The organism is Arthrospira sp. PCC 9901 (genome assembly GCF_059013425.1).
This window is the reverse complement of record NZ_CP102296.1, coordinates 759,739-784,847: the sequence shown is the minus strand read 5'-3', so window position 1 is coordinate 784,847 and position 25,109 is coordinate 759,739. Positions and strand designations below refer to the sequence as shown.

The 25,109-nt window shown below is 44.7% G+C and carries 25 protein-coding genes; 9 read left to right on the top strand and 16 right to left on the bottom strand.

Annotated elements, in window-relative coordinates; all coding sequences use genetic code 11:
• Positions 1 to 9: 9 nt before the first annotated feature.
• Positions 10 to 1,848, bottom strand: a complete 1,839-nt coding sequence (gene ilvB / locus NLZ44_RS03565) for a biosynthetic-type acetolactate synthase large subunit (protein ID WP_008053882.1) — start codon at positions 1,846 to 1,848, stop codon at positions 10 to 12.
• 425 nt (positions 1,849 to 2,273) lie between these two features.
• Between ilvB and NLZ44_RS03560 the strand changes: the two genes are divergently transcribed.
• Positions 2,274 to 2,612, top strand: coding sequence for a P-II family nitrogen regulator (locus NLZ44_RS03560; protein ID WP_006616905.1), 339 nt, complete (start codon positions 2,274 to 2,276; stop codon positions 2,610 to 2,612).
• 114 nt (positions 2,613 to 2,726) lie between these two features.
• Here NLZ44_RS03560 and rdgB read toward each other — a convergent pair whose 3' ends face one another.
• On the bottom strand, positions 2,727 to 3,308 hold the full coding sequence (gene rdgB / locus NLZ44_RS03555) for an RdgB/HAM1 family non-canonical purine NTP pyrophosphatase (RefSeq protein ID WP_006668525.1): 582 nt from the start codon (positions 3,306 to 3,308) through the stop codon (positions 2,727 to 2,729).
• Between the two features lie 97 nt (positions 3,309 to 3,405).
• On the opposite strand from rdgB, the gene NLZ44_RS03550 reads away from it, so the two are divergent.
• Together NLZ44_RS03550 and NLZ44_RS03545 are read left to right on the top strand one after the other, a co-directional pair.
• Positions 3,406 to 3,993, top strand: coding sequence for a hypothetical protein (locus NLZ44_RS03550; RefSeq protein ID WP_493751869.1), 588 nt, complete (start codon positions 3,406 to 3,408; stop codon positions 3,991 to 3,993).
• Between the two features lie 7 nt (positions 3,994 to 4,000).
• Positions 4,001 to 4,873 (top strand): alpha/beta fold hydrolase, encoded by an 873-nt coding sequence (locus NLZ44_RS03545; protein ID WP_493751868.1) that lies wholly within the window; start codon positions 4,001 to 4,003, stop codon positions 4,871 to 4,873.
• An 89-nt stretch (positions 4,874 to 4,962) separates the two neighbouring features.
• Here the strand turns inward: NLZ44_RS03545 and NLZ44_RS03540 are convergent, their stop codons facing one another.
• The 4 genes from NLZ44_RS03540 to sbcD form a co-directional block, all read right to left on the bottom strand.
• Complete coding sequence (locus NLZ44_RS03540; protein ID WP_493751867.1) at positions 4,963 to 5,181, bottom strand: hypothetical protein; 219 nt, start codon at positions 5,179 to 5,181, stop codon at positions 4,963 to 4,965.
• Positions 5,182 to 5,388: 207 nt separating this feature from the next.
• Positions 5,389 to 7,308, bottom strand: coding sequence for a GTPase family protein (locus tag NLZ44_RS03535; protein WP_493751866.1), 1,920 nt, complete (start codon positions 7,306 to 7,308; stop codon positions 5,389 to 5,391).
• Positions 7,309 to 7,771: 463 nt separating this feature from the next.
• Positions 7,772 to 9,832, bottom strand: a complete 2,061-nt coding sequence (locus NLZ44_RS03530; protein WP_493751865.1) for a thioredoxin domain-containing protein — start codon at positions 9,830 to 9,832, stop codon at positions 7,772 to 7,774.
• Between the two features lie 67 nt (positions 9,833 to 9,899).
• Entirely contained in the window at positions 9,900 to 11,129 is a 1,230-nt protein-coding gene (gene sbcD, locus NLZ44_RS03525) for an exonuclease subunit SbcD (protein WP_493751864.1), read from the bottom strand.
• Positions 11,130 to 11,277: 148 nt separating this feature from the next.
• Here sbcD and moeB point away from each other — a divergent pair, with 148 nt between their 5' ends.
• The gene (gene moeB, locus NLZ44_RS03520) at positions 11,278 to 12,450 is read left to right on the top strand and encodes a molybdopterin-synthase adenylyltransferase MoeB (protein WP_315686350.1); all 1,173 of its coding nucleotides are present in this window, start codon (positions 11,278 to 11,280) and stop codon (positions 12,448 to 12,450) included.
• A 74-nt stretch (positions 12,451 to 12,524) separates the two neighbouring features.
• Here the strand turns inward: moeB and NLZ44_RS03515 are convergent, their stop codons facing one another.
• The 7 genes from NLZ44_RS03515 to NLZ44_RS03485 form a co-directional block, all read right to left on the bottom strand.
• Positions 12,525 to 15,182 (bottom strand): PAS domain S-box protein, encoded by a 2,658-nt coding sequence (locus NLZ44_RS03515; RefSeq protein ID WP_111890837.1) that lies wholly within the window; start codon positions 15,180 to 15,182, stop codon positions 12,525 to 12,527.
• On the bottom strand, positions 15,121 to 16,308 hold the full coding sequence (locus tag NLZ44_RS03510; protein ID WP_493751863.1) for a sensor histidine kinase: 1,188 nt from the start codon (positions 16,306 to 16,308) through the stop codon (positions 15,121 to 15,123). Before NLZ44_RS03510 ends, NLZ44_RS03515 begins: the two co-directional genes overlap by 62 nt.
• A gap of 163 nt (positions 16,309 to 16,471) precedes the next feature.
• Positions 16,472 to 17,323 carry a M48 family metallopeptidase gene (locus tag NLZ44_RS03505; protein ID WP_008053895.1) on the bottom strand — a complete coding sequence of 284 codons (852 nt, stop codon included), beginning with the start codon at positions 17,321 to 17,323 and terminating at the stop codon, positions 16,472 to 16,474.
• A gap of 195 nt (positions 17,324 to 17,518) precedes the next feature.
• Positions 17,519 to 17,644 (bottom strand): hypothetical protein, encoded by a 126-nt coding sequence (locus tag NLZ44_RS03500; protein ID WP_315686341.1) that lies wholly within the window; start codon positions 17,642 to 17,644, stop codon positions 17,519 to 17,521.
• Between the two features lie 9 nt (positions 17,645 to 17,653).
• Positions 17,654 to 18,499 carry an EAL domain-containing protein gene (locus tag NLZ44_RS03495; RefSeq protein ID WP_315686339.1) on the bottom strand — a complete coding sequence of 282 codons (846 nt, stop codon included), beginning with the start codon at positions 18,497 to 18,499 and terminating at the stop codon, positions 17,654 to 17,656.
• 179 nt (positions 18,500 to 18,678) lie between these two features.
• Positions 18,679 to 18,837, bottom strand: a complete 159-nt coding sequence (locus tag NLZ44_RS03490) for a QAALIT motif small membrane protein (protein WP_008051997.1) — start codon at positions 18,835 to 18,837, stop codon at positions 18,679 to 18,681.
• A 306-nt stretch (positions 18,838 to 19,143) separates the two neighbouring features.
• Positions 19,144 to 19,305 carry a hypothetical protein gene (locus NLZ44_RS03485; protein ID WP_493751862.1) on the bottom strand — a complete coding sequence of 54 codons (162 nt, stop codon included), beginning with the start codon at positions 19,303 to 19,305 and terminating at the stop codon, positions 19,144 to 19,146.
• Between the two features lie 72 nt (positions 19,306 to 19,377).
• Here NLZ44_RS03485 and NLZ44_RS03480 point away from each other — a divergent pair, with 72 nt between their 5' ends.
• The 5 genes from NLZ44_RS03480 to NLZ44_RS03460 all read left to right on the top strand — a co-directional run bounded on the left by NLZ44_RS03480 (position 19,378) and on the right by NLZ44_RS03460 (position 22,660).
• Positions 19,378 to 21,012 carry a Ycf66 family protein gene (locus NLZ44_RS03480; RefSeq protein WP_493751861.1) on the top strand — a complete coding sequence of 545 codons (1,635 nt, stop codon included), beginning with the start codon at positions 19,378 to 19,380 and terminating at the stop codon, positions 21,010 to 21,012.
• A gap of 42 nt (positions 21,013 to 21,054) precedes the next feature.
• The gene (locus NLZ44_RS03475; RefSeq protein WP_315686332.1) at positions 21,055 to 21,411 is read left to right on the top strand and encodes a YkgJ family cysteine cluster protein; all 357 of its coding nucleotides are present in this window, start codon (positions 21,055 to 21,057) and stop codon (positions 21,409 to 21,411) included.
• 60 nt (positions 21,412 to 21,471) lie between these two features.
• The gene (locus tag NLZ44_RS03470) at positions 21,472 to 21,921 is read left to right on the top strand and encodes a TMEM165/GDT1 family protein (protein ID WP_315686329.1); all 450 of its coding nucleotides are present in this window, start codon (positions 21,472 to 21,474) and stop codon (positions 21,919 to 21,921) included.
• A 34-nt stretch (positions 21,922 to 21,955) separates the two neighbouring features.
• A complete protein-coding gene (locus tag NLZ44_RS03465) occupies positions 21,956 to 22,243 on the top strand; it encodes a TMEM165/GDT1 family protein (protein ID WP_006623729.1) in 288 nt (95 codons plus the stop codon).
• 111 nt (positions 22,244 to 22,354) lie between these two features.
• The gene (locus tag NLZ44_RS03460) at positions 22,355 to 22,660 is read left to right on the top strand and encodes a type II toxin-antitoxin system Phd/YefM family antitoxin (protein ID WP_006668540.1); all 306 of its coding nucleotides are present in this window, start codon (positions 22,355 to 22,357) and stop codon (positions 22,658 to 22,660) included.
• Positions 22,661 to 22,752: 92 nt separating this feature from the next.
• On the opposite strand, the gene NLZ44_RS03455 is transcribed toward NLZ44_RS03460, so the two are convergent.
• The 3 genes from NLZ44_RS03455 to NLZ44_RS03445 all read right to left on the bottom strand — a co-directional run bounded on the left by NLZ44_RS03455 (position 22,753) and on the right by NLZ44_RS03445 (position 25,083).
• Positions 22,753 to 24,159 (bottom strand): hypothetical protein, encoded by a 1,407-nt coding sequence (locus tag NLZ44_RS03455; RefSeq protein WP_493751860.1) that lies wholly within the window; start codon positions 24,157 to 24,159, stop codon positions 22,753 to 22,755.
• Between the two features lie 193 nt (positions 24,160 to 24,352).
• Positions 24,353 to 24,724 carry a hypothetical protein gene (locus tag NLZ44_RS03450; RefSeq protein WP_228116394.1) on the bottom strand — a complete coding sequence of 124 codons (372 nt, stop codon included), beginning with the start codon at positions 24,722 to 24,724 and terminating at the stop codon, positions 24,353 to 24,355.
• Positions 24,725 to 24,738: 14 nt separating this feature from the next.
• Positions 24,739 to 25,083 (bottom strand): hypothetical protein, encoded by a 345-nt coding sequence (locus NLZ44_RS03445; RefSeq protein WP_493751859.1) that lies wholly within the window; start codon positions 25,081 to 25,083, stop codon positions 24,739 to 24,741.
• Positions 25,084 to 25,109 lie beyond the last annotated feature (26 nt).

The following is a 25,109-nucleotide window of genomic DNA, read 5'->3' as shown; positions in this document are numbered from 1 at the left end:
GAGGAGTGTTTATAGTTTAGTGCCACACTCAGGACAGAAATTGTTACTCGCGACATTTTTCGCGCCACAATTACTGCAATAGATTAACTCAACCGCTTTTTCTAACTGGCGGCGTTCCGGTAATCCTATCATCTGAGCATTACTCCTTCCTGGTGCTACCATAGGATAACAATTTTCATCCTTGGTAACATGAACATCCATCAGCACAGGACCCTCATAAGCCAACATTTCCGCTAGTGCTTGGTGTAATTCGTCACGACTCTTAACGACCATGCCTTTTACGCCATAAGAACGTGCTAACATTTCAAAATCTGGCATTCCGATTTCCATGTTAGAAGCCGAATAACGCTCACCATAAAAGGCTTGTTGCCACTGGCGGACCATACCCTGCCAACCGTTATTAATAATTACGGTCTTGACATTTATGCCATATTGTGCTACTGTTCCGAGTTCTTGGATGTTCATTTGCACACTGGCATCCCCAGCAATACAAATCACCTCGCGATCACTCAAAGCCACTTTAGCTCCCATAGCCGACGGGATACCATAGCCCATAGTTCCTAACCCAGCGCTAGATATCCACTGACGGGGGCCATTTTTCAAAAATTGAGCCGCCCACATTTGGTGCTGACCCACATCCGTGGTATAGTAGGCATCCGGTGCCATTTTTCCTAATTCTGCGATCACCTCTTGGGGAGAGAGGCTATCAGAATAAGAGGGAACCACCAGAGGATAATCTTCCCGCCAACGGTTAATCCTCTCTAACCACGATTGAGTTTGATTATCGTTCCCGACATCTCCAATTTCCCGGCAGCGGCGCAACAGGTCTATCAACACCTGGCGAACATCTCCGACAATTGGCACTTCCGGGGTCCGGTTTTTACCAACTTCCGCCGGGTCAATGTCAATATGAATCACCTTCGCCCTAGATGCAAATTCATCAAGTTTCCCGGTAACGCGATCGTCAAACCTAGCCCCGACAGCTATGAGCAAATCACATTCACTAACAGCAAAGTTAGCATAGGCTGTTCCGTGCATCCCCAACATTCCCACAGATAGGGGATGCTTTTCATCAAAAGATCCTTTCCCCATTAATGTGGTAGTTACCGGAATCTGAAAAAGCTCTGCCAATTCCGCAATTTCTGCATGGGCTCCGGCCGAAATCGCCCCACCACCGACATACATCAGGGGACGTTCTGCTTCTTCTATAAGTTTAATGGCTTGGTTGATTTGGCGAACATTGCCTTTAACCGTGGGACGATAGCCAGGTAGAGAAACCTCTCCTGGATTAACGGGAATATAGTCAAATTCTTCCAAACCTACGTCTTTGGGAACGTCTATGAGTACCGGACCGGGACGGCCTGTGCTGGCAATATGGAAGGCTTCTGCGACAATGCGAGCCATGTCACCCGGTTCACGAACCACATAGGAATGTTTGACTATCGGTAGGGTAATGCCGAAAATATCTGTTTCCTGGAAGGCATCCGTACCAATGGCGGGGCGCGCTACCTGTCCGGTAATGATTACCATTGGTATAGAGTCCATGTGGGCGGTGGCAATGCCAGTCACTAGGTTAGTGGCTCCTGGTCCTGATGTACCAAAGCACACTCCCACTCGTCCGGTAGCTCTGGCATACCCATCCGCCGCGTGGGATGCCCCCTGTTCATGGCGAACTAGGATATGCTGTATATCGCCCTCGGCTTCGGCTCGATACAGTTCATCATAAATGGGGAGAATGGCTCCACCAGGATAGCCAAAAATGTGCTGTACGCCATGACGTTTAAGACTATCAATGAGCGCAAACGCACCTGTTGCACGCTTGGCAGCAATTTTAGTTTGAAGTTGCACGATCGCTCCTCTAATTTAACTATATTGTTGAGTTAAAACCTCTATTTTAGATAAGGATTTTGTTTAAGGGGACTGGACGGTTAGGGTTTTAACAAGATTTTACATTGTTCAGCCACCACTATTAAGCCTAACGGTTGGCTCCGATAGGGTTAGGGGGTCGAGGCTTTCCTGCAATTGTATCACGATTTACCAATTGCGGGGCTTTGATAGTGATATCAAATGGTTTGGGCTATGTATGGCTGAATAAATCGGGGTCGAATGTCTACTCCCTGGGGAGATTTGCATCGAACTGGTAGTATCTTAGATAGCTGGTGAGCTGATCTCAAACAAAGTTCGACCGATTGCCTGGAAGACCTGATCAGCAGGCAGTAAACCCAACTGCCAAGTGTAGGATTGTCAAACAGTAAGCGTTAGGAGTGAAAGCCTTGAAAAAGATAGAAGCCATTATTCGGCCATTTAAACTTGATGAAGTCAAGATTGCCCTGGTCAATGCTGGCATTGTTGGAATGACGGTTTCGGAAGTTCGCGGGTTTGGCCGCCAGAAGGGTCAGACTGAGCGTTATCGGGGTTCGGAATATACAGTTGAGTTCCTACAAAAACTCAAGGTGGAAATTGTGGTCGAAGATGAGCACGTTGATATGGTTGTAGAGAAAATTGTCTCGGCCTCTCGTACTGGTGAAATTGGAGACGGTAAAATATTTGTCTCTCCAGTTGAGCAAATTATTCGTATCCGCACAGGAGAAAAGAACCTAGAAGCAATTTAAACGCTTTCCGCGATTATTCCCCGCCATGAAGCCTCTCCCACCTGGGGAAGTAGTGGTGGGAGTTTCTTATCCACGCCTTGAGACGATCGCTATGTCGATCAGTGGCTGGGTTGACTATCCCTTGAGAAGGGCACTCAGTTGGGGAAGTAATAGGTCAAAGGCTTTTCCTCGGTGGGAGATTTTTCGCTTGAGTTCTGGAGACATTTCGGCAAAGGTCATTTGCTGCTCAGGAACATAAAAAATGGGGTCGTAGCCAAAGCCTCCTTGACCTTGGGGGGTTTGGGCAATCACTCCTGGACATATTCCTTGGACTTGTTGGACAATAGAACCATCAGGACGAGATATGGCGATCGCACAAATAAATTGAGCGCTACGGTCGGCCGCGGTTTCCAGTTCTTTGAGTAATTTACTAATGCGATCGCTATCGGTGGACGCATACCGGGCTGAATATACTCCTGGCATTCCCCCTAGGGCATCTACGGCTAGTCCTGAATCATCTGCGATCGCCCATTCTCCCGTCGCCTTTGCCACTTCACTGGCTTTTAGGCAGGCATTCTCCAAAAATGTCTTTCCGGTCTCTTCAACCTCCAAATTATCCGGCTTAAGCTGCAATTTGACATCGATACCACCTAGATAAGCCTGCATTTCATTTAACTTACCAGGGTTTCCGGTTGCCACTACTAATAGTTTGGTCATATCATGTACCTGAAATCTGCTTGATTAGCATAAATCACCCCAGACGGTTAATATATATTGATAATTAATTTCCGAGGTGCTGAGGGGTTTAATTGTTTTGTCTACGGAAATTGACAATTCAACAACTATAACTACTGTTATCTGTCCAGGATTTCACCCGCCCCATTTTACGGCTCAGTTTTTGGATAGACTGGGAGTAGACTGGGGGGATAATGGGCTGTTGGTGTTTCCGGCTGCTCTATCTTCCCCTCTCTCACTGCCAGCCCTGGGGGAGTTTTTACAGGCTAATCTTGGCGATCGCCATAGCACACCATTGATATTTATTGGTTTTAGTGCGGGTGTGGTGGCTGCTATGGTAGGCGCTTACAGATGGCAACAATCAGGGGGTCAGGTGAGGGGATTAATTGCGATCGATGGTTGGGGTGTTGGTCGGGTCGGGAATTTTCCCTTTTACCGTATCAGTCACGATCGCTTTACTCACTGGAGTTCTGGGCTATTAGGTGCGGGTGATGGTGGTTTCTATGCTGACCCGCCTGTAGAACATTTGGACTTGTGGCGATTTCCTCACCAGACCTGGGGCTGGTGGCTGGAAACTGGGTTAGTTGGCTTAAAAACAGCTTCTCCTATGATGGCATCTGAGGCAATATTTGCTATATTAAAAAAACTTGGCAAATTACCAAATTGATAGCTTGATGATTAATTTAACTCAGCAGACCGAGAGTTCTTATATTACTATTAATGGCGTAGAACACTATTATCAATGGGTGGGAACTCCCTACCATGGGGAAACTTATAAGCCGGTTATGGTGTTTATTCATGGTTGGGGTGGGTCGGGTCGCTATTGGGAAAGTACCGCTATGGCTTTGGGCGATCGCTTTCATTGTTTACTTTATGATATGCGCGGTTTTGGTCGGTCTAATCGCCCGGCTGTAAATGATAGCGATCGAGGTTATGAATTAACCGAATATGCTCAGGATTTAGCCGCGCTTTTACAGGCTTTAAATATTCCCAAAGTCTATATTAACGCTCACTCTATGGGGGCTTCCGTCGCTGCCATTTTTATGAATCTTTATCCGTCCATGGTAGTTCGGGCTATCTTAACCTGTAGTGGTATTTTTGAATATGATGAAAAATCTTTTACTACTTTCCATAAATTCAGTCGCTATGTAGTCATGTTTCGCCCTAAATGGATGGCACAACTACCTGTAATTCATCAAATATTTATGGCGAGATTTCTGCATCGTCCCCTACCTAGTCAGGTCAGCCGAGAATTTTTAGAGGATTTCTTATTAGCAGATTTTGCCGCCGCCTATGGTACTGTTTTAACATCCGTGAGCAAAGAAGCTACCCAATGGTTTCCCGAAGAATTTAAAAAGTTAACAGTTCCTACCCTCTTGGTAGCTGGGGAATATGACCAAATTATCCCTATGGAAATGGCTAAACAAGCGGCTACTCTCAATCCTAACGTTCAGCTTAATATTTTGCCAAATACTGCTCATTTCCCCATGTTAGAAGACTCTATAAATTACATGAAAATAATTCAAGAATTTTTAATTGATAATTAACAATTGTAGGGGCGGGTTCTGCTGTCAATTACATTTCCCCACCAGAATATCAATAAACCCGCCCCCACCCGGTCATTAATTATTAATTATTAATTATTAATTACATTTGAGGAGAGGTTGGCACGATATGCACATAATGGCGTTTTTGTCAATAGGCGGAAAAAAGACGATCGCTTTTCGGGGCAAAACTCGTGCATCGCCAGCTTAAACTTTTGGTGAGAGAATAATTGTAATCGCGATAGCATGGGGGTTGTAGCCTCTATTTTTGCGGATAGACATAGTAACCCCTTGAGAGCGATTGATTTCATGGTATCACAACCCCCATTGTCTCGTCAACTTTTTGCGAGCAATTTTCAATAAATTTGTAACAATTATTAACAATATTTTGGATGTCAAATTTATTCCCCCGTATAAATTAGCAAAACTTATGTAATTTGGTAAATTTGCTGGTGGGTTAGGTGGAAGGGGGGAGAGGGTAGGGTAGGGTAGGGTAGGGTAGGGTAGGCTGGTGTGTCTTAGGTTTTTTCGGATTGGAAATAGTAATCAAATCGCTTTTCGAGTTGTTGAACGGTGAGATTTTGGGTCCAGTATTCAACTAAAGCGTGTCCGAAAGCCCAAGCATTATGGTCAGGTGGATCGGGGTTATTTAAAAGTAGCGGCCAGAGGGCGAGAAGGTCAAAATTAGGGGATTTAGTGCGATCGCTAGTGAGGAGACAAAACAGATCATAACCCATCTGCAATTTACCGATCGCCACCGGAAGCTGCTCTATGGGTATTTGTTCAGCCAACAGATAGGCGAGGGTAGGGTTTCCGGTGGTGAGGGTAGAGATAAATTTGAGGACAGGACTTTTTAATAAGGCTGTTAACCCTTGGGTAGTTGCCATTTGGCGGGTATAGCGGTCAATAATTTTAGCGGCGGCGAGAGTGCGGGATTTTTGATCTCGTAAAAATCGGGCTAATCTTAATTGTTTGGTCGGTCCGACTGCTTCCACTAAATGGTTGGATAAAACCTCAGCATTCCAAGGATTTCTCTGAGTTGGGGAATCACTGGTAACTAGGGGTAAAACCAGATCGCAAAATTCTCCTAACTGTTGGTGACGATATTCTGTCGCCTCCCGAATAGCTTTTTCTTTCGGTCTATTTCCGGTTTCCCAATTATAGGGAGGTTCCCATTCTCTGACCGGACGCAGACGGTCAACTTGGGTGACAATAGCGATCGCTTTCAGGTCAGGAACTTCCACACGCATATCCTGCAAAAAATCCCGATCCATTTGTAAGGCTGGATCAAGGGCGGGTGTGACTAATAATAGCAAATCTGCTGTTTGGGCTTCACTAACCACCAACTCCCGCAGGTCTTCTCGGTTGACTTGTTCATAACCGGGAGTATCCCACAAATTTAGGGATTCTCCTGTCGGTGTACTCCAGTGATAATTTTTAATGCGATCGGTGCTGGGAAGAACATCAACTTCCGCGAGGTTAGCTTGAAACAGGGTATTAATTAAGCTGCTTTTTCCTGACCCAGTGCGTCCTACTAACAGAATGCTAACCGGTTTTTGTTCCACCTTTTCGGGAGGGTCAGCCTGGGAGATAATCTCCTGTAAAGTTTGGGTTTGCGCCTGGGGTAAATTTTCCTCGGTAACAGTTAACGCCGTCAGGGGAATTTGTTCGCCGCCATAAAGGGCGATCGCTTGTCGGGAGAGGTTTTGTAGGGCTACCTCTCGCATCATTTGACCTAAATTAACTAATAGTTCTTGAGTCGCTTTATTGCTCGGTTTCTGACTCGCTAACCTCGCCGCCGCCGATACCGGATTAAGTATCCATGAAGCCCAACTCCAGACCTGCCATAATTTCCGGGCTGAGGGTTCTAATTTCTGGTAAACTTCATAGGCTTGATAGGCTTGTCCTACCGTTACTTTATTTAGCACTGGGGATAGTTCTTGCATCCACCGATCTAAATCATCTACTGTTCCCCGAATTAATCCATAAGCCTGGGGTACATAAATATCAAGTAGGGGATATTTTACCTCGGGATGATATATATTAGCAATCACAATTACTAGCTGTTTACAGCGTTCCCAAAATTGCCCCCAGTCTAACCAAAATGGCGGATCATTTCGCGATTGTATCAGGATGTCTTGTACCGCTTTTTCTACCTGGGCGATCGCTTCACTCCCTCCCGTGGCTGCTGCCATTTCTTCCGTTAATTCAAACTTGGCAGCCGCTTCGTCTATAGCCGCTTCTACCTGGGCAAGATCTGGCTTTGTCCACCTTACTAATAACCATCGCCACCCCAATAATAGCAGCGGGAAAATTCCCCAGATCCAGTTAATACCCCAGCTATGAATTTGCCACCCCGCTGAGATTAATAAAAATCCAACTATGATCGCGATCGGACTGACTATAATTGCCCATTGCCAAGGCTTTAAGTTTACCATTTCTCCATTTTCCTAGTCTTGATCAGCTCATATTTCTGCCTATTGTCTGGAACTGGTGGGCGATGGTATTCACAAAATGTCTCTTTTGTCAAGATGCCTATTGGGGGCTGTCCATTTTTTCGGGAAAATTCGTGCATCGCCAGAGGCAAGTTTGAGACGGCGAATTATGCTAAATCCTTATATGACAAGGGTTATAGACCCTGTTTTTGGCATTGAGGCACAATAAACCCTTGGGTAACATTAATTACAGTCTACCAGAACCCCTATAAACTCGTCAATAATTTGAGAATAATTGGCAATAAATTCTTATTAATTCTTAATGTCGTTGAAAATAACAAAACTCTCTAGCCGTATGTATTAGCAAAACTTAACTATTTGGGGACGATAGCGCCAACTGTTGGGTGAGGGTATGGGTGAGGGTGTATGTAGGCTTGGGAATTAATCCCAAGCCTATTTTGAGGTATTATGTACGGGTAAGACTTTCGTGCAATTGAGTTAGCATTTCCGCCTCATCTTGGGCGGGTTTTTTGCATTTGAGACCCTGACAAACGAGGGCGATCGCACCGGGAGGCAAATTTTGATCAAGTTTAAAAACAGCAGTAGGTAGATACTGCTTGTTTAACTTAGCGATTTGCTCATAATTAGTGCGAACCAAAGTATTATTACAATACCAATCAAAAGCCACAAACAGACTCGGACAGGCTTGTGGAGACTGGCGCATAACACTAGCAAAGGCTTCCAAAGCCTGGAGGGCGCGATCCAAGTAGTTGAGGTCTTCTGTTAACAGAAATAGGCGCACCAAATTAGCGATCGCCACCCCATTCGCCGCCGGAGTAGCATTATCCATATAACTACGTTCACGAATTAGCAAAGTTTCAGCATCATCAAGGGCTGTATTAAAGTAGCCCCCCAATTCCACACTCCAGAGATACTGGTCAAACTCATTCTGAACTTGGACAGCATTTGTCAGCCAAAAATCTGCCAATTCCGGCTGTTGCAAACTAGCTTGATGTAGATCAATTAGCGCTTTGATCAATAAAGCATAATCTTCCGACTGCGATAATACCGCCACCTTGCCGTCATAATTAACCCGGTGAAAACGGTCATCAACCCACTGATGTTCTAGGACAAATTTTGCCGCCTTAGTCGCCAATTCCAAATATTCGGAATTATCCAAAACCCGCGCCGCTTTCGCCAACCCCGAAATCATCAGAGCATTCCATGCTACAATCATCTTAGTATCAGTAACCGCCGGAATACGACCCGGCCAGTCCCTTTCTTTAGCCGCCTGATTATTCTCAGCCACCGGGAAAGTTGTAACCTCCGCTGGTGGCGCACCATAACGGACTGCGAATAGTTTAGCCAAAGCAGTTTCTATCAAAGGATCTAACTCATCACAATTCCAGCGCTGCAATACCGTTTTACCTTCAAAATTACCAGATTTTGTCACCGTAAATTGTGCTTGTAACTCGCCAAATTCTGCCGGACTCAGGAAAGTTTCTAACTCTTGGTTAGTCCATACATAAAACGCACCTTCTTCCGGTTCTTTATCCTGGGAGGTGACAAAACTATCAGCATCTTGTGCCGCGTAGAAATAGCCCTCCGGTGCAGTCATTTCCCGTTTCAGCCATTCCACTGTACCATTAATCGCCCTTTGATAAGCAGGTTGTTTCTCGCCATCAGACCATAGGTCTGCCAAAAACTCAAGAATTTGACCGTTATCATAAAGCATTTTCTCGAAGTGAGGAACTGTCCAGGTCGGGTCAACCGTGTAACGATGAAAGCCTCCCGCCACATGGTCATAAATTCCTCCAGTCACTAAGTCTTTTCCCCGTTGCAAACAGGCTGCTTTACCATCTACTTTAGGTGAAGAAATTAAGCGAGTTCCCCGCCAAGCCATATCCGCATAAGGAATCATCGGAAACCGAGGACCGCCGTAGTTATTACGACCAACTACTCCCGTGTTAGTTTCTAGTCCTTGTTTCAGTAAATCTTCGGTTAATTCCGAGGGTGGTAAAATCATAGACTGTCGCAGTTGGGTCAGAATTTCCTCGGTGACAGTTTCGAGTTTATTTTTGTCAGTCTGGTAAAAGTTGTGAATGGCTTTCAATAAATCCAAAAACCCCGGCCTTCCGTAGCGAGGTTCAATGGGAAAATAAGTCCCACCATAAAAGGGGATCCGATCGCCTGGGGTGAGAAATACATTTAACGGCCAGCCTCCTTGACCAGTCATCATTTGTAGGGCTTGCATATAAATGCTATCGATTTCTGGACGTTCTTCGCGATCGACTTTGATGGGGATAAAATTAGCGTTCATATATTCAGCGATCGCCGCATCAGAAAACGCTTCCCCCTCCATAACTGTACACCAGTGACAACTTGAGTAGCCAATAGACAGAAATATGGGCTTATCTTCAGTTCGAGATTTTTCTAAGGCTTCATCGCACCAAGGCCACCAGTCAATGGGATTATCTGCGTGTTTGCGGAGATAAAGGCTTGATGATTGGGCTAGACGATTGCTCATAATATTAGATAAGTTCTAGTGCTATTGACTATGTTGGGATAATTAGTTTTCAGTATAGCGTTTAAATTTACTCGGCGGTATTCTCAGCTAATAAAGTCCTAGCCGCCTCGATCATATCCTGCTGTAAACCCTTTAAATGGTCGTGGTTATCCAAATAGGTTTTTAGGGCTTCTAGGGGGTCGATCGCACTTCCCGCCGCCAATTGAGGGACACGAGGGCGGGCTAGTTGACTAATTAATTCCGGTTGGATAGTATAACTATGGGCTGCACTGAGGGCGGCGTGCAGTTTGGGCATATCGATCGCATCTAATTGATCTGGTCGCAACTGATACAGTAGTCGCACCACAGCCTGATCAATGTTTTTCTTAGCGATCGCCCCCAGCAATGCGGTTAGGGGGTCATCTTGCTGGGAAATATCCACCCTAATTGTACAAAATGAGCGCACTGGTAAAGGGCAAAATTCCCAAGTTGTTTGATTCTTCGCCAAATTCACCAACACAAACCCCTTGTCTTCTTTTTCCTCCGAAAAATCCACCCTTTCAATACTCCCCGGATACACCACCGGAGGGTTATTAGTAGGATTAAGATTTTGGTGTTTGTGAACGTGACCCAAAGCCACATAATCAAACTGAGGACGAGTCAACAACCCCAAAGGAAGATTAAAACCTTTCCCCACCGCCAGAAACCTCTCAGCCCCGAAACTAGCGCGATCGACCATTAAATGTCCTAACAATACCGTGGGAATATCCGGATCAAGCCGTCGAATTTCTCCCTCTAGGGCTACCGTTAGGCGATCGATGAGTAATTTATTAACCGCCTCCAAAGACAGCCCCTCAGTGTCCGGTCGAGTCAGTAGGGTTGAACGGGTCAACCAGGGGATAGTAATCACCTGAACTAAACCGTGGCGAGTTGGAATGGGATGGGTTTCTAAGCGATCGCCCACCACAAACCCCGGCACTCCCAGAGTCCGATAAATCCCCAAACTCGCCCCCCCCTGTCCTTGGGAATGTTGGTCATGATTCCCCACCAGTAACACCGTGGGAATTTCCGCATCTACCAGGCGGCGAAATTCCTGAGCGAAAGCCTGCTTAACAAATGGTGGCGGCGTAGAATCAGGGAAAGCATCCCCCCCAAACAAAACCAAATCCACAGGTTCTGCGATCGCCCGATCTATACATCGCCCCAAAGTTCTGGTAAAATCTTCCAGACGAGTATTTAAGCCAGTTTCCGGGTTGATCCGTCCTTGGGAAAAACCACTACCCAAATGGATATCCGAAAGATGCAGGACTTTAATCATCAAATTCTCGCCCAATGTATCAATGGCAGGTTACTGTTAGCTAAGTAGTTTACCAAAGATTGGGGTTGAAAGCATTGTCGTTTTCCAGACACTTTGTGGTATTGTAGGTTTTTGAGAACGGTTGCATATTCCCTTGCCAGACCTTGCCATGTTAAATCCGAATTTGGATGAAATCCAGTTACAGCCAGACGAATACGAACGCTACTCCCGTCACCTGATTTTACCAGAAGTCGGGTTAGACGGTCAAAAGCGTCTGAAAGCGGCCAGCGTCCTCTGTATTGGCACAGGTGGACTCGGTTCACCTCTGCTATTATACCTAACTGCAGCAGGGATTGGTCGCATTGGGATTGTCGATTTTGATATTGTAGACAATTCCAATCTCCAACGCCAAATCATTCACGGGACCTCCTGGGTGGGAAAACCTAAAATAGAATCTGCCAAAAATCGGATTCTCGAAATTAATCCTAACTGCCAGGTAGAGTTATACAATATCCGCCTCAGTTCCGAAAATGCCCTGGATATTATTAGATCCTATGATGTCGTCGTAGATGGCACCGATAACTTCCCCACCCGTTATCTGGTCAATGATGCTTGTGTTTTGTTAAATAAACCCAACGTCTACGGGTCTATTTTCCGATTTGAGGGTCAGGCTACCGTTTTCAATTATGAAGGCGGACCCAACTATCGCGACCTATATCCCGAACCCCCACCCCCTGGGATGGTTCCTTCCTGCGCTGAAGGTGGAGTTTTAGGGATTCTACCAGGCATGATTGGCGTTATTCAAGCCACTGAAACCATTAAAATTATTTTGGGACAGGGACGGACTCTTAGCGGTCGCTTACTGCTTTACAATTCCCTAGATATGAGTTTCCGGGAATTGAGATTACGGCCTAATCCTGAACGTCCGGTGATTGAAAAACTCATCGACTACGAACAATTCTGCGGCATTCCCCAAGCTAAACAGCAGGAAGCAGAAGCAGCCGGATCTCTCGCGGAAATGACGGTGACGGAATTAAAATCTCTGATTGACAGTGGTGCGGATGATTTTGTGTTGATTGATGTTCGCAACCCTAATGAGTACGAAATCGCCAAAATCCCCGGTTCTGTTTTAATTCCTCTACCCGACATTGAACAGGGTAAAGGGGTTGAACAGGTTAAAGAAATTGTCAATGGTAATCGTCTAATTGCACATTGTAAAATGGGAGGGCGATCGGCTAAGGCTTTAGGAATTCTCAAGGAAGCTGGTATTGAGGGGATTAATGTTAAAGGCGGAATTACTGCCTGGAGTCAAGAGGTTGATCCTTCGGTTCCACAATACTAACAGGGTGTGAAATGGTGCGTCAGTCAGTGGGATGATTCTCTATTATTCATGATGATTAATCCGTCGGACGCACCCTACTTTGGCTTGGTTAAATCAATTAAAATATCATAGCGGAAATCATTAGCTAATTTGCTAAGATAATCAGCTAGGGGTTTATATTGACCAGGAATTTTCGCAATAGTATCAGCAATTAAGCGACCGTTTAGTTTAGTGGCAGCTTGATGTAATTCTTTTAGCCACGGTTCCGGCATTACGGAAAGATTGATTTCCGTTGTATCAACAGATGTGTTATAATTGGAATTGGCTGAGTTTTGGGATTCAGAAATAGCCAGATTTTCTGCTAATTGGGATTGATTTTGTTCATAGATAAAACGGACTCCGAGATGTTTAACGATAGTTTGTAATAGCTGGTCTACCCGGAAAGGTTTGCGGACAAAATCATCACACCCAGCCGATAAAACAATAGATTTTTCTTGTTGGAGGGCGCTGGCGGTTAGGGCAATAATTACAGTAGCTTGACCCTTGAGGTGGCGTTTAATTAGCTGAGTGGCTTCATAGCCATCCATAACTGGCATTCGCATATCCATAAAAATGAGATGGGGCTTCCATTCCTCCCAAATAGCGATCGCCTCCTGACCATTTTCCGCCTCTCGGACATGGAAACCCAAGGGGTTCAATAATTTGACCACTAATTTGCGGTTAGTCCAGTTATCATCAACCACCAAAATCCGATATTCCGGCTGATTTTCTGCTAAAGCGATCGCCCTCCCTGGAGATTTTTCGGAGTTTCTAGTCGCCGCCTCAGCCATAGTCACTTGAATATCAAACCGAAAAATTGTGCCTTTTCCTCTCTCGCTGCTAACTTGAATTTCCCCACCCATTAAACCAATAAACTTTTGAGTTATCGAGAGTCCCAAACCCGTCCCCTGTTGAGAATTACGACCAGTTTCTGTTTGCGAAAACGGTTCAAAGAGTAAATCCATTTCCGAGGGGTCAATACCGGGTCCGGTATCCTCAACTTCAAACCATAGTTGCCCAAAATCATGGTTAAATTTACCCAATTTTACCCGCAAAATTACCCCACCTTTCACAGTAAATTTAATGGCATTTCCCAGCAAATTAATTAAGCATTGACGCAGTTTTTGTTCATCGGCATAAATATAAGTCGGGATATGATCATCAATGGCAAAATCCAGAGTTAATTTTTTCGATGAGGCTGGCAATTCTAGCATTTCTCGCAGGGAATTAAGTAAGGAGATTAAATTAAAATTTGTGGGATTCAGAGAAACTCTACCCGCCTCAATTTTCGACATCTCCAAAACATCATTAATCAACTCTAAGAGATGTTCACCACTGCGACCGATAATTTCTAAATGTTCTTTATGGTCAAATAGAGGAATATTAGGATTATGATATAATTCCCTTTCCATTAATTGAGTAAATCCCAGAATAGCATTAAGTGGTGTGCGTAATTCATGACTCATGCGGGCGAGAAATTCACTTTTAGCCCGACTAGCGGTTTCGGCGGCTTCCTTGGCTTGTTGAAGGGCTATTTCAGTTTGTTTGCGATCGCGAATATCTCGGACTACAGCGCAGCCATATTCCCGGTGATTATATTCTAAATGACTCAGGGTAATTTCCACAGCGATCGCCTGACCAGTTTTAGTATAATGAGTTGATTCAAAAGTAAATGAACCTTGGTCTCGCAAATCATCCCAAGAAATTGACCAACCACCAGGGGAAGCGAGGGGATCTATATCTCCCACTTCCATGGTCAGTAATTCCCCCTGAGAATATCCCAGAATTTGACAAGCCGCTTCATTCACATAAAAAAACCTGCCATTAATATCACTAAATAAGACATAATCCCTAGATTTATCAATCGAAAATTGAGTTAAACGCAGCTTTTCGTCGATTTCCTTACTTTCGGTAATATCTTCTAAAACCCCCAAAATTCCCAACACATTACCCTGGGAATCTAACATAGGAATTCTGCTAACATCTAGCCAAATTCGCCGCCCTCCCGGTCCCAGCTTTTGTTTAGGGGCTACCACATTCATTTCCGGGGTGCGAGACTCCAAAACCTGTGTATCTTTTTCCCGGTAAAACTCGGCAATATTAGCATCTGCAAATAAATCAAAATCTGTCTTTCCGACTACTGATTCTGAACTATCGAGTCCGGCGGCGATCGCCCAATTTCGGTTACAACCTCGAAATACTAAATTAGTATCTTTCCAAAATACTTGTTGGGGGATATTATCCAGAAGTAGACGTAAATACTCCTCTTTTTCGCGAATTTCTTGTTCGGAACGTTTGCGTTGGGTAATATCAATAATTTGAGCGATCGCACAGAGAGGATTTCCCTTGACATCCAAACGCAGATAACAAGTAACAATCCCATAAACCCAATGTCCGTCTCGATGACGGTAGCGTTTTTCCAGGGTATATTCATCAATTTCTCTGGCTATTAATTTCCTAAATTTTTGCCCGCAAATATCCCGGTCTTCTGGGTGTGTAATTCCATTAAAATCTAAGTTAATTAAATCCGCTTGGGAGTAGCCCACCAACCGACAAAAAGCCGTATTTACCTCTAAAAAATAGCCCTCCGTTGAGATTTCCGCAATCCCAATGGGGGCTAAATGAAATAAATCTCGCAGGCGATTTTGACTCTCAGCTAGGGCGGTTTCTAGCTGTTGTAATTTCTGGTGTAATTGACGGTGATTGTGATTCATATATCGGTAAAGTAAAGTAGAAACTGGTGGCTAAACCCAGATCAGACTCTACCCAAATATCCCCTCGATGGCGATCAATAATTTTCCGACAAATCGCTAAACCGATACCATTTCCTGGGTATTCCTGCTGGGTATGTAGTCGTTGGAAAATCTGAAAAATTCTCTGGGTTTTATCCGCCGGAATACCAATCCCATTATCATGGATACCAAATTGCCAATTTTGATTTTTCGGCATCACAGAAACCGTGATTTTGGGGGGTATACCAGGACGGTGATATTTAACTGCATTAGCAATCAAATTTTGAAATAGCTGTCCTAACTGAAGGCGATCGCCAAATACCATTGGGAGTTTCTCTGAGGTAATAATCGCCCCACTTTCCTGAATCGCTAAACTTAGGTTACTCAGAGTTTCCTCTAATATAATATTACAGTCGATCGCCTCAAAAGCAGCTTGTTTCGTTCCCACCCGGCTATAGTGTAGCAGATTTTTAATTAATTGCTGTAGTCGCATTCCCTCATCTAAAATCGGCAGCACATATTCTTCTGCTTCCTCCTCCAGGTTAATTTGCGATTTCAGGGTCAGCATCAATTCCGCAAACCCGGTAATGGTCTGTAGTGGTTGTTGTAGGTCGTGGGAAACAATATAAGCAAATTGTTCAAGTTCTTGGTTAGAACGTTTCAGATCTTCGTTCAACTGCTGTAAACGAAAGTTTTGATTTTGTAATTGTTTCTGTAGTCTTCTAATGGTCAGTTGATGTTCAACCCGCGCCAACACTTCCTCAACTTGAAAAGGTTTGGTGATATAGTCCACTCCCCCCACCGCAAAGGCTTTCACCTTATCGATAACATCATCCAAAGCACTCAGAAAAATTACAGGTATATCAGCCGTTTTCTGTTGAGATTTTAAGGCTTCACAGACCTGATAACCGTCCATTTCCGGCATTTTAATATCTAGCAACACGAGATCCGGCGGTTGGTTGGCAACTGCCATTAGTGCTAATTTGCCGTTAATCGCACATTGTACATCATAATCGCGATCGCCAAGAGTTGCCGACAATACCCGCAAATTATCAGGTGTATCGTCAACTATTAAAATGCTACCTTTTTCCGGCTCTAAGCTGTTCACAAAATCTAATTAAAACAATAGGGAATTTTCCAGAAATCATCTGGTAACTGTTGCTGGTCAGTTGGGGACTACCGCCCATAATCATACCACATATAATAATAAACCCTCCCCTCACCAAAGGGAAGAGTTTAACCGGGAGCCAAATTCTCCCACCGCCTCTCAACTAAGATAGCAGTTGTGTGACTATTTGTCTGTATCTTTGATCATTCATCCCTCCGCTTTGTCCTGCTAGTTGTGGATCAATATGCCGTCTCATGGCTTCAATGCGATCGCGGGTGGCGGGGTGAGTGCTTAAAAACGTGGGAGGAGAACTGCTATTTAGAAGTTTTGCCATAAAGTCTATAGCTGCTTCTTGAGAATATCCAGCCCTACCCAAATTAATGATTCCCAGTTGATCTGCTTCATATTCAGCACTGCGACTATTCGGCCGTCTTAGGGCTAATTCTACCCCAATTTGTACCGCCCTATTAGTATCAACTCCAGCCGCCGAAGCCACACCTTGAGCGATCGCCATTTCTCGCATTTGTTGAATAGAATGACGACCGACAATATGCCCAATTTCATGAGCAATTACACTAGCCAGTTGTGCTTCATTATCGGCGGCGTTAATTAAACCTGTATGGATATAAACAAATCCCCCCATAGTAGCAAAAGCATTAATCCGAGAATCATCAACTACTTGGAAAGTATAGGGAATATTAGGGCGATCGCTAGTTTGTGCCAGTCGCTGACCAATTTGGTTAACATACATAGTTAAATCGCGGTTACGATGCAAACGAAACTCGCGACCTACCATCTGATCATTGATCTGTTTACCAATATTGACTTCTTGGCGATCGGAAATAGTAGAAAGCTGGATAACTTGAATTCCTCTAAAAATCAACTCCGGGATAGAAATCGCTTGGGTAGCGGGTATAGAACTTAATAAAATCCCACAGACCACCGTTACTGATAGCAGTGGATACAGCAAGCGACGGGTATTTTTTCGGAGTTGTGGCAGGTAATTTTTAAACATAATTAAACATTTGTTAGGGTGGAAAAAGCCAGGCTAGAACATTACGAGGAATCCCAAAGGCTGAAAGGGTATGGTTGCACTATTTAATAGTTCGGGTGAACGTCTACAATTCAGGAAAAAAATGTTTGTTCCTCCTTAATGTTACTGTCCGCATTTTTAATCCTGGGCTTTCTCCCTGGTTTGGTGGTCAATCATCTAATTGACGCGCTTAGGTGCAGAGATGCTGTGGAAAACAGCGATCGCCCCTACTACACAGGGTGTGATACCATAACTATATTCTACCCGTATTTGAGACTCACAATCACTTAAAAAAGTTGCCATTCCCAAAGTTCACCCCAAAAATTTGGCGGCTAGGGGGTGAGGTTGAGTCAGATAATATCCCTGAGCATAATCTATTTCCAGGTCTCGGAGGGTTTCAAAGGCTTGGGAAGTTTCTACCCCGTTGGCTATGGTCTGAATAGCTAAAGACTGCGCCACCAACTGAATTATTTGGACAATAGAGCGATCGCCTAAGTCCTGCGCGATATCTTTCACCAAATCATCGGCTATTTTCAGATAGTCAACGCAGACATAGTTAAGATAGTCCAATGAGGAATGCCGACTACCGACCTGATCTACTGTAACATAATAGCCCTGAATTTGCAGGTTAGCGATCGCATCCGCCGCCTTTTGAGGGTTAGCCAGAATAATTGATTCCGCAATTTCCCAGCAGAATAGATCCGGTGTCAGGTCTCGTTTAAGTATTTCTCGCTCTAATTTTCGCCACTGTCGGTAATTATATAGAGTCCGACTCGATAGGTTAATAGCGAAACGATATTTTTCTCGATTTTCGGGGGTAGTTTCCGACAACAAATCTAATACTGTTTCAATTACCCAGCGGTCGATTTTTTCAGCCAATCCATAGCGTTCGGCTATCGGTAAAAACCAGGAAGCTGGAAGCACTTTATCTGACTCATCAATGAAGCGGATTAAAATTTCACAGTATCGCTTCGACCCCCCACTGTTTAGGGGGATTGCTTCTTGAGTATACAGACCCAATTGCTGTTCTGACAAAGCCTTTTTGAGGCGGTTAATCTGGTGAAGGCGATCGCCACAGCCGTCCGGATCGCCACCAGGTAAACAAATAACTTTAGACCGATTACTTAAATCAGTTTTTAATGCCGCAGACCTTCTCATAAAACTTGACCCCCAACTTAGCTCAAACAGGTGAGCAGATATTATTGCCTACTTGTACGATAACTAGCCTAGGTAAAATAACCATGAAGATTTGATGAGACTTTTCTTAGGTTAGTTATGGCGAGCCAAGTCTGATGGTCTTTGGAGACCATGAAACCTTACCGGAAAATCCACAGTTGTCAATCTAAATTTACGAACTGAGACGTGAAAAGTTGCACTGTCTCTGTATTAGGGGTGATACTCAATAACCCGAATCGGTTATCAAAAGTCCATTTCCACCCCAAATGCAGGTGTAGTGATAAAGTGATAAGTGCAGCCAGGATTAATTTTTCCAGCATAGCCGATCGCTCCTTTTCAGATAAACATTAACCGCACCCTTTGTGAACTTAGGATCGATTATAAACAATTAGTTAGATAACGACCATGATTTGATGCAGTTATCATCATGATCTTCTACACTCAATTGTTGTGATTTCCGTCACATTAGCAAAATCCCTAGAGAGCTTCTGTATTTTTAATTACGCTTATCATTTCGCAATATATTCCCCTAGCCTCAGAACCAGCTACCCCATTCATCACCCGAAAATCGAATGGTAGAATGGTAAGGTGCGTCACAACCAGCCACCCCATTAATTACCGGAAAATCAAATGGTAGAATGGTAGGGTGGGTCAGAAGCAGCTACCCCATTCATCACCGGAAAATCGAAAACTGACCCACCAGAGCCGCGAATATGGTAGGGTGGGTCAGAAGCAGCCACCCCATTCATCACCGGAAAATCGAAAACTGACCCACCAGGATAGGTCATTATTAATTATCGATTACTTTTAGGTCGCGCTGAGATGTACAATGTCGGCAGTAGAGATTTGTGGAGCTAAAGATGCTGGCATACATCCTAGCGATCGCAGTTGGCTTAGGGAGCTTTACCCTATACATGGCTGCCTTCTTCTTTCCAGAGGTTCATCGCAAAAGTGACTTTATCTGGAGTGGTGTGGGTTTCTTCTACGCCCTAATTCTATGGGTGTGTGCAGCACGCTTCACCGGGGCAATTCTTTTGGGTCAAACTGCTAGTGTCGCCTTGTTGGGTTGGTTAGGTTGGCAGACCCTGTTATTGCGCCGGGAAGTCACGCCACCTCATTTACAAACCCCCCTCCCAGACCCCGTAAAACAGAAGGTCTCAGGCTTATTTAGCAGCCGTAGCGTTAAAAAATCTACCACCCCTAAACCATCATCTAAAAAGGCTAAAAAGGCTTCTCAACCCCCAACCCCCGCCGCCACTCCGGTGACACCAGAAGAAGTAAAACCTGTGGCGGAACCTGTAGCGGAACCTGTAGCGGAACCTGTGGCGGAACCTGTAGCGGAACCTGTGGCGGAACCTGTAGCTACTACAGAAGAAGCAGAAGCGCCAGCAGAACCATCCCCTGTGGTGGCGGACAGTGAAGCCGTTGCGCCAGTAGTTGAACCAGAAACTATCACCGAGGAACCAGAATTAGCGGTTTCTCAGCCAGAAGTTGTGGAAGTTGTACCCGAAGCCGCGACAACAGCGCCAGCGGAAACCCCCACGACTGAGGAAGTATCGGAGACAGCATCCGAGACAGTATCCGAGACAGTATCCGAGACAGTATCCGAGGAAGTATCGAAGGCGGAGGAAACCCCCACGGAGGAGGTGAAAGAAACTCCAGAGGTAAGCAAACCTGATCGGGTAGAATCTGCTAAAGTGCCAGAAGATAAACCTAGTGAAGCGAAGAAATCCAAAGGATTAGGTAGCTTGTTGGGTCGTTTAAAAGGTATATTTGGCGATCGCAAAAAGAAAGAACCCGCCAAAACTGAAGCGCCGGATACTTCTCTGGACAACCCGAAAGCTCCAGAAACACAAGCGGATGCTTCTGATTGGGATGATAATGATGATAGTTGGGAAACCGAGGCTGATAATGCTTCCCCCTCTGAGGCGGAAAAAACTAACTCCCCCGATACAGCAGAAGCTGGTCAAGTTTCAACCCCAGATATAGACTCTGAGCATAGTGGTGCTGCTGCTGACCCAGTTTCAACGGGAGAACCGGGAGATGAGGAGGCTACAGATAGTAATATCAAAGCTGATGCTACTGATGTGGAGACTGTCCCCACCCCAGAACCTACAGATGAGGAGCATCAAGATAATAATATCAAAGCTGAGGCGGAACCTAGCGCTATAGAGACATCAGAAACGGGGGAACAGAAAGACACCAAAGAAGCTGAAACGGCTGTTTCTGAAGTAGCGGACTCTGAGGAGGTAAAAACAGATTCTGCGGAAAAGGCGGACTCCGAGACAATCATGGCGACTCCAGAACCTGAAACCTCAGATAAGATAGAATCTGAGAAGTCGTCAACAGAGACAGAGGAGGAGAAGGGAAGTTCATCTGAATCTCAATCTGATTCTGGTGTTGCGGAAGAGGAGGACGAGGAGGAGGACGAGGAGGAGGACGACAAAACCCCCCGCGCCTTGAAACGTCCCAGAAAGCCTAAACGCAAGAGATAATTAAGGTTACATATCGATCCGATTCATTATTTGGGGGAAAAAGTGGCAACCTGGCTTTGTGTTAAACAGTGTGGCGCTTGCTGTCATCTTGACCCGACAGAACGCCCGGAATTAGACCAATATCTGGGAACGGAGGAACTCAAACTTTATCTCAGCTTGGTGGGTTCTGATGGTTGGTGCATCCATTTTAATCATGATACCCGTGAATGTAATATCTACAGCGATCGCCCTCGGTTTTGTCGAGTCCAGGCTGATGTATTTCAAGACCTCTATGGTATTGAACCAGACCAGTTAAATGATTTTGCGATCGATTGCTGTCAGCAACAGATTATCGGGGTTTATGGGGAGGACTCCCCAGAAATGGAGCGGTTTAACCAGGCTGTTGGTTGGGATGAATAACCTTGCATCTTCCGGCAGATTAGGTTAAATTGGATTTCATAATTGCTTCATAAAATATCCGTGACACTAATTTCCGAGCCTGTGGATTCTTCCCCAAATCAGTCTAATAGCCTTCCTGTGAGTCCTAACTTTCAGGAACAACCGTTAAATGAAACTACCATAATTGACCCCGATAGCCTCCAAGTTGACTCTTCCACACAGCCAGATATGGTTTCGGGTGCGGCTGAATCTATCAAAGTTTGGGCGATTTTTACTTCGACATTTTTCACCATATTTCTGGCGGAAATGGGGGATAAAACCCAGATTACTACCTTATTAATTACGGCGGAATCTCATAATCCTTTAGTGGTGTTTTTGGGCGCGGGAAGCGCTTTAATTACCACCAGTTTATTGGGGGTTTTGCTAGGTCAATGGTTGGCGCGTCATATTCAACCCCAAACTTTAGAACGGGCGGCGGGATTGACTTTGTTAGTGATTTCTGCTATCATATTCTGGGAGGTTTTCCACTAAGTGATTGGCTGGTAAAATTAAATACTGAATATCAATGGATTTACAACTGTTAGGACTGAGTTTTATTACGGTATTTTTATCGGAGTTGGGAGATAAAAGCCAAGTAGCAGCGATCGCCCTAAGTGGTACGACCAAATCCCCTAAAGCCATCTTTTTTGGGACAGCATCAGCCCTAGTCCTGGCTAGTCTGATCGGCGTGTTGGTAGGTCAGGGTGTGGCGGAAATTTTACCGACTCAATGGGTGAAAATGGCGGCGGCGATCGGCTTTGCAATTATGGGAACTCGCCTATTATGGAATAGTAGCAAACCCACGGAAGATTAACCTACTTTAACCCTCTACCTTGGCTTTCATGGACTCGTCAAAGTGCCATCAGATTCCGATGACCTGTGTTAAGATGAAATTCCATGCCAATTATTTACTGTTTGTCTAGCTATGATTAACCTAAGTGGTGATATTCATTCCCTTTCCGACTTCCAGCGCCATACATCTGAATTTATAGCACAGATGAAAGAAACTGGGAAACCTATTGTCTTGACTGTAAACGGGAAAGCTGAATTAGTCGTCCAAGATGCTGTATCCTACCAAAAATTGTTAGACATGATGGAATATTTGGAAACACTTGCGGCGATTAAACAAGGATTAGCTGATGTCAACGCCGATCGCACTTCTTCTCTAGCAGAATTTCAACAGAAAATGCAGGAAAAATTAAGTTACTTCCAAACAAGCTGTAACTGCTGAAGATGGCGATAACCAAGTATAATCTCTCCCCAAGCCACCAATTAAGGCGGTTAAATTGTATTCCTCATCACAACCTCATGGGGGGTTACATTTCATTTCACCCTTTTAATCAATTTCTCCGCGACCCACCACGCACCCCATGAACACAATATGCTCCCCAACAATGCTATAATAAACGGGTGGATATACGGTAGCCAAAAGCGATCGCTATCAGGACGCTCCCAAGGTTCAGTGATTAACCCGGAAGTTGAAGCGACGATCGCACCCGCCGCAATTCCCACACCCACCGCTTGGATATGGTTTTGTAAGTCCCCGTTAGCCTTTTGTTGTTTTCTGTAGTAGTCCGCTTCGGCTTGTTGGGTTTGGCGATCGCATTGTGCTTGGTCAATTTCCACAATGGCGCGAATAGAGGCGATCGCCTGGGAAATTAACCCCGTCCCCTGTTCAAAATAACTTAAATCCGCCGCAATTTGACCCCGGAATTGGGGCGCTGTTTGTTCCCCGAAGTGTCGCCAAAACGATAGTTCTTCCTTATCGGTTCCTAGTGTAGCACAAATCCGCTCGATTGTCTCATTATAATTGTTAAGATTTATGTTAATTGTATTCAATAAATCCTTAATTTTGCGGAGGAGGCGATCGTAAATCAAAGAATCAGCGGCTAGTTGTTTTAACTGAGTTTTAAAATGTTGGAGATAGGCATTATTTTCCGGGTCAGGTGTTGCCGCATCAATTTGGGATTGAATTGCGTATAAAGTCGGGTCTAGGCTGAGATAATATTGTTTAAGTTGTTGATAAATTTCCCGGCTATCTTGAAAGGCTTTGCTGATTTTATGGCGATAGAAAAACAAATCAAAAGTTGGCTGAAAGCATTTCCCTAGAGTTTTATCGGCTATTTTATCTCGGAATAGCCAGATGAGAATATGGGGGGATTTATCGGGTTCGCGGGGGTTGCCATATTCAAAAATAGGACTCCCAAATAATTCCCCCAGACGGGATGGGGAAGTCTTTTGATGGAATAAAGCCTGATAGGATTGATTGGCTAATTCCGTCAATTCCGAACCTTGCAAATCTTGATTTTCCGGGGTCAAATGGAGGGTTAACAGGAGAGTTTGTCCGAGAAAATAAGGAGTTTGGGGAAAGGGTAAAATCTGGTGAGGGTTGAACTGTTCCACCGCCGGAATTTCCACAATGTTGGTGGTGTCGCTATCATCATAGCCAATATTCAGAAAAACCCCATAACTGTCTTGAATTTGGACGGGTTGGATAAAGCCTTCGATATCGGGAGAGTCGGTGAAGGTGAAGGAAATCTGCTTTTTAGGTGGGGTGAGAAGGATACGATTTGGGGTGATGTGAAGATGGGGGTTTAGCCGGGTGTCGGTGAGGTGAGACAAAAGGCGATCGCAATTTGACCATAGAGGATGAGTCTCTCCCTCTGTGTCATCTTCCCGGAGATGATAAGCGCATAAATAGAGATTAGGGGCGAAAATGCGATCGGTCATTATTTTTCCTCAAGGCGTGTAGGTTGGGTGGAATGCAATGTAACCCAACATTTTACCCAGATTTGTTGGGTTGCGCTGTCGCTTCACCCAACCTACGATTTTAAGGGCTTTGTAGGTTGGGTGGAATGGAATATAACCCAACATTTTACCCGGATTTGTTGGGTTGCGCTGTCGCTTCACCCAACCTACGATTTTAAGATGGAACTTTAATAAATTCCGAGTTCAGGTCAACTTGCCAATTTTCATCAACAAATTCTAGGTTTTCATCATAGACTAACATCAGTTCCGCGATAGAAATGGGAGGGTTAGTGGTTTCGAGATTGAGGGTAAATTTCAGTTGAATGCGGCGTTTATCTCCGTTGAAAATCACGCCGCTGCTGATTAATTCGGGGGATAGAGGACGAGGGAGGATGATGTTTTCATAAAAGCGATCGCATTCATCCCAATAGCCGGATATTTGATAATCACATAATGCCAAATGCTCCCAAACCAGAGCATTAGCATCAATACCCTTAACAACCTCTGATAAATTTTCCCAAACCGGATGTTTATTGAAAGTTGCCATAAAAACCATCAAGATTAACCCTCTTTTTTGCCCATTTTCGGGGCGCGGGTTAGCAGAATTTCCGTAATTTTCGGATAGAGATTTATATAAGCCGTGTCCTCTGTATTGGGGGAATCGTTATCAGAACCTTTTAGCTTCCTTTCCCCCAACTTATCCATCACTTTTTGAGTCAACTTAGGATAAGGGCGACACCAATTTTTAATTTCCGCCGCCACTTCAGCATCCGACTTATCTTGAAAAGCCACTAAAATCCCTTGGAGGGTCGGTAATCCTTGAATGGCTCCTGATGTTTCCCAAATATTATCCGGGTTAGTTTCCCAAATTTCCCAGAAAGCAGCAATGCGTTGTTCGGGGGTCATGGCTCATCACTCCTGTTATAAACTTC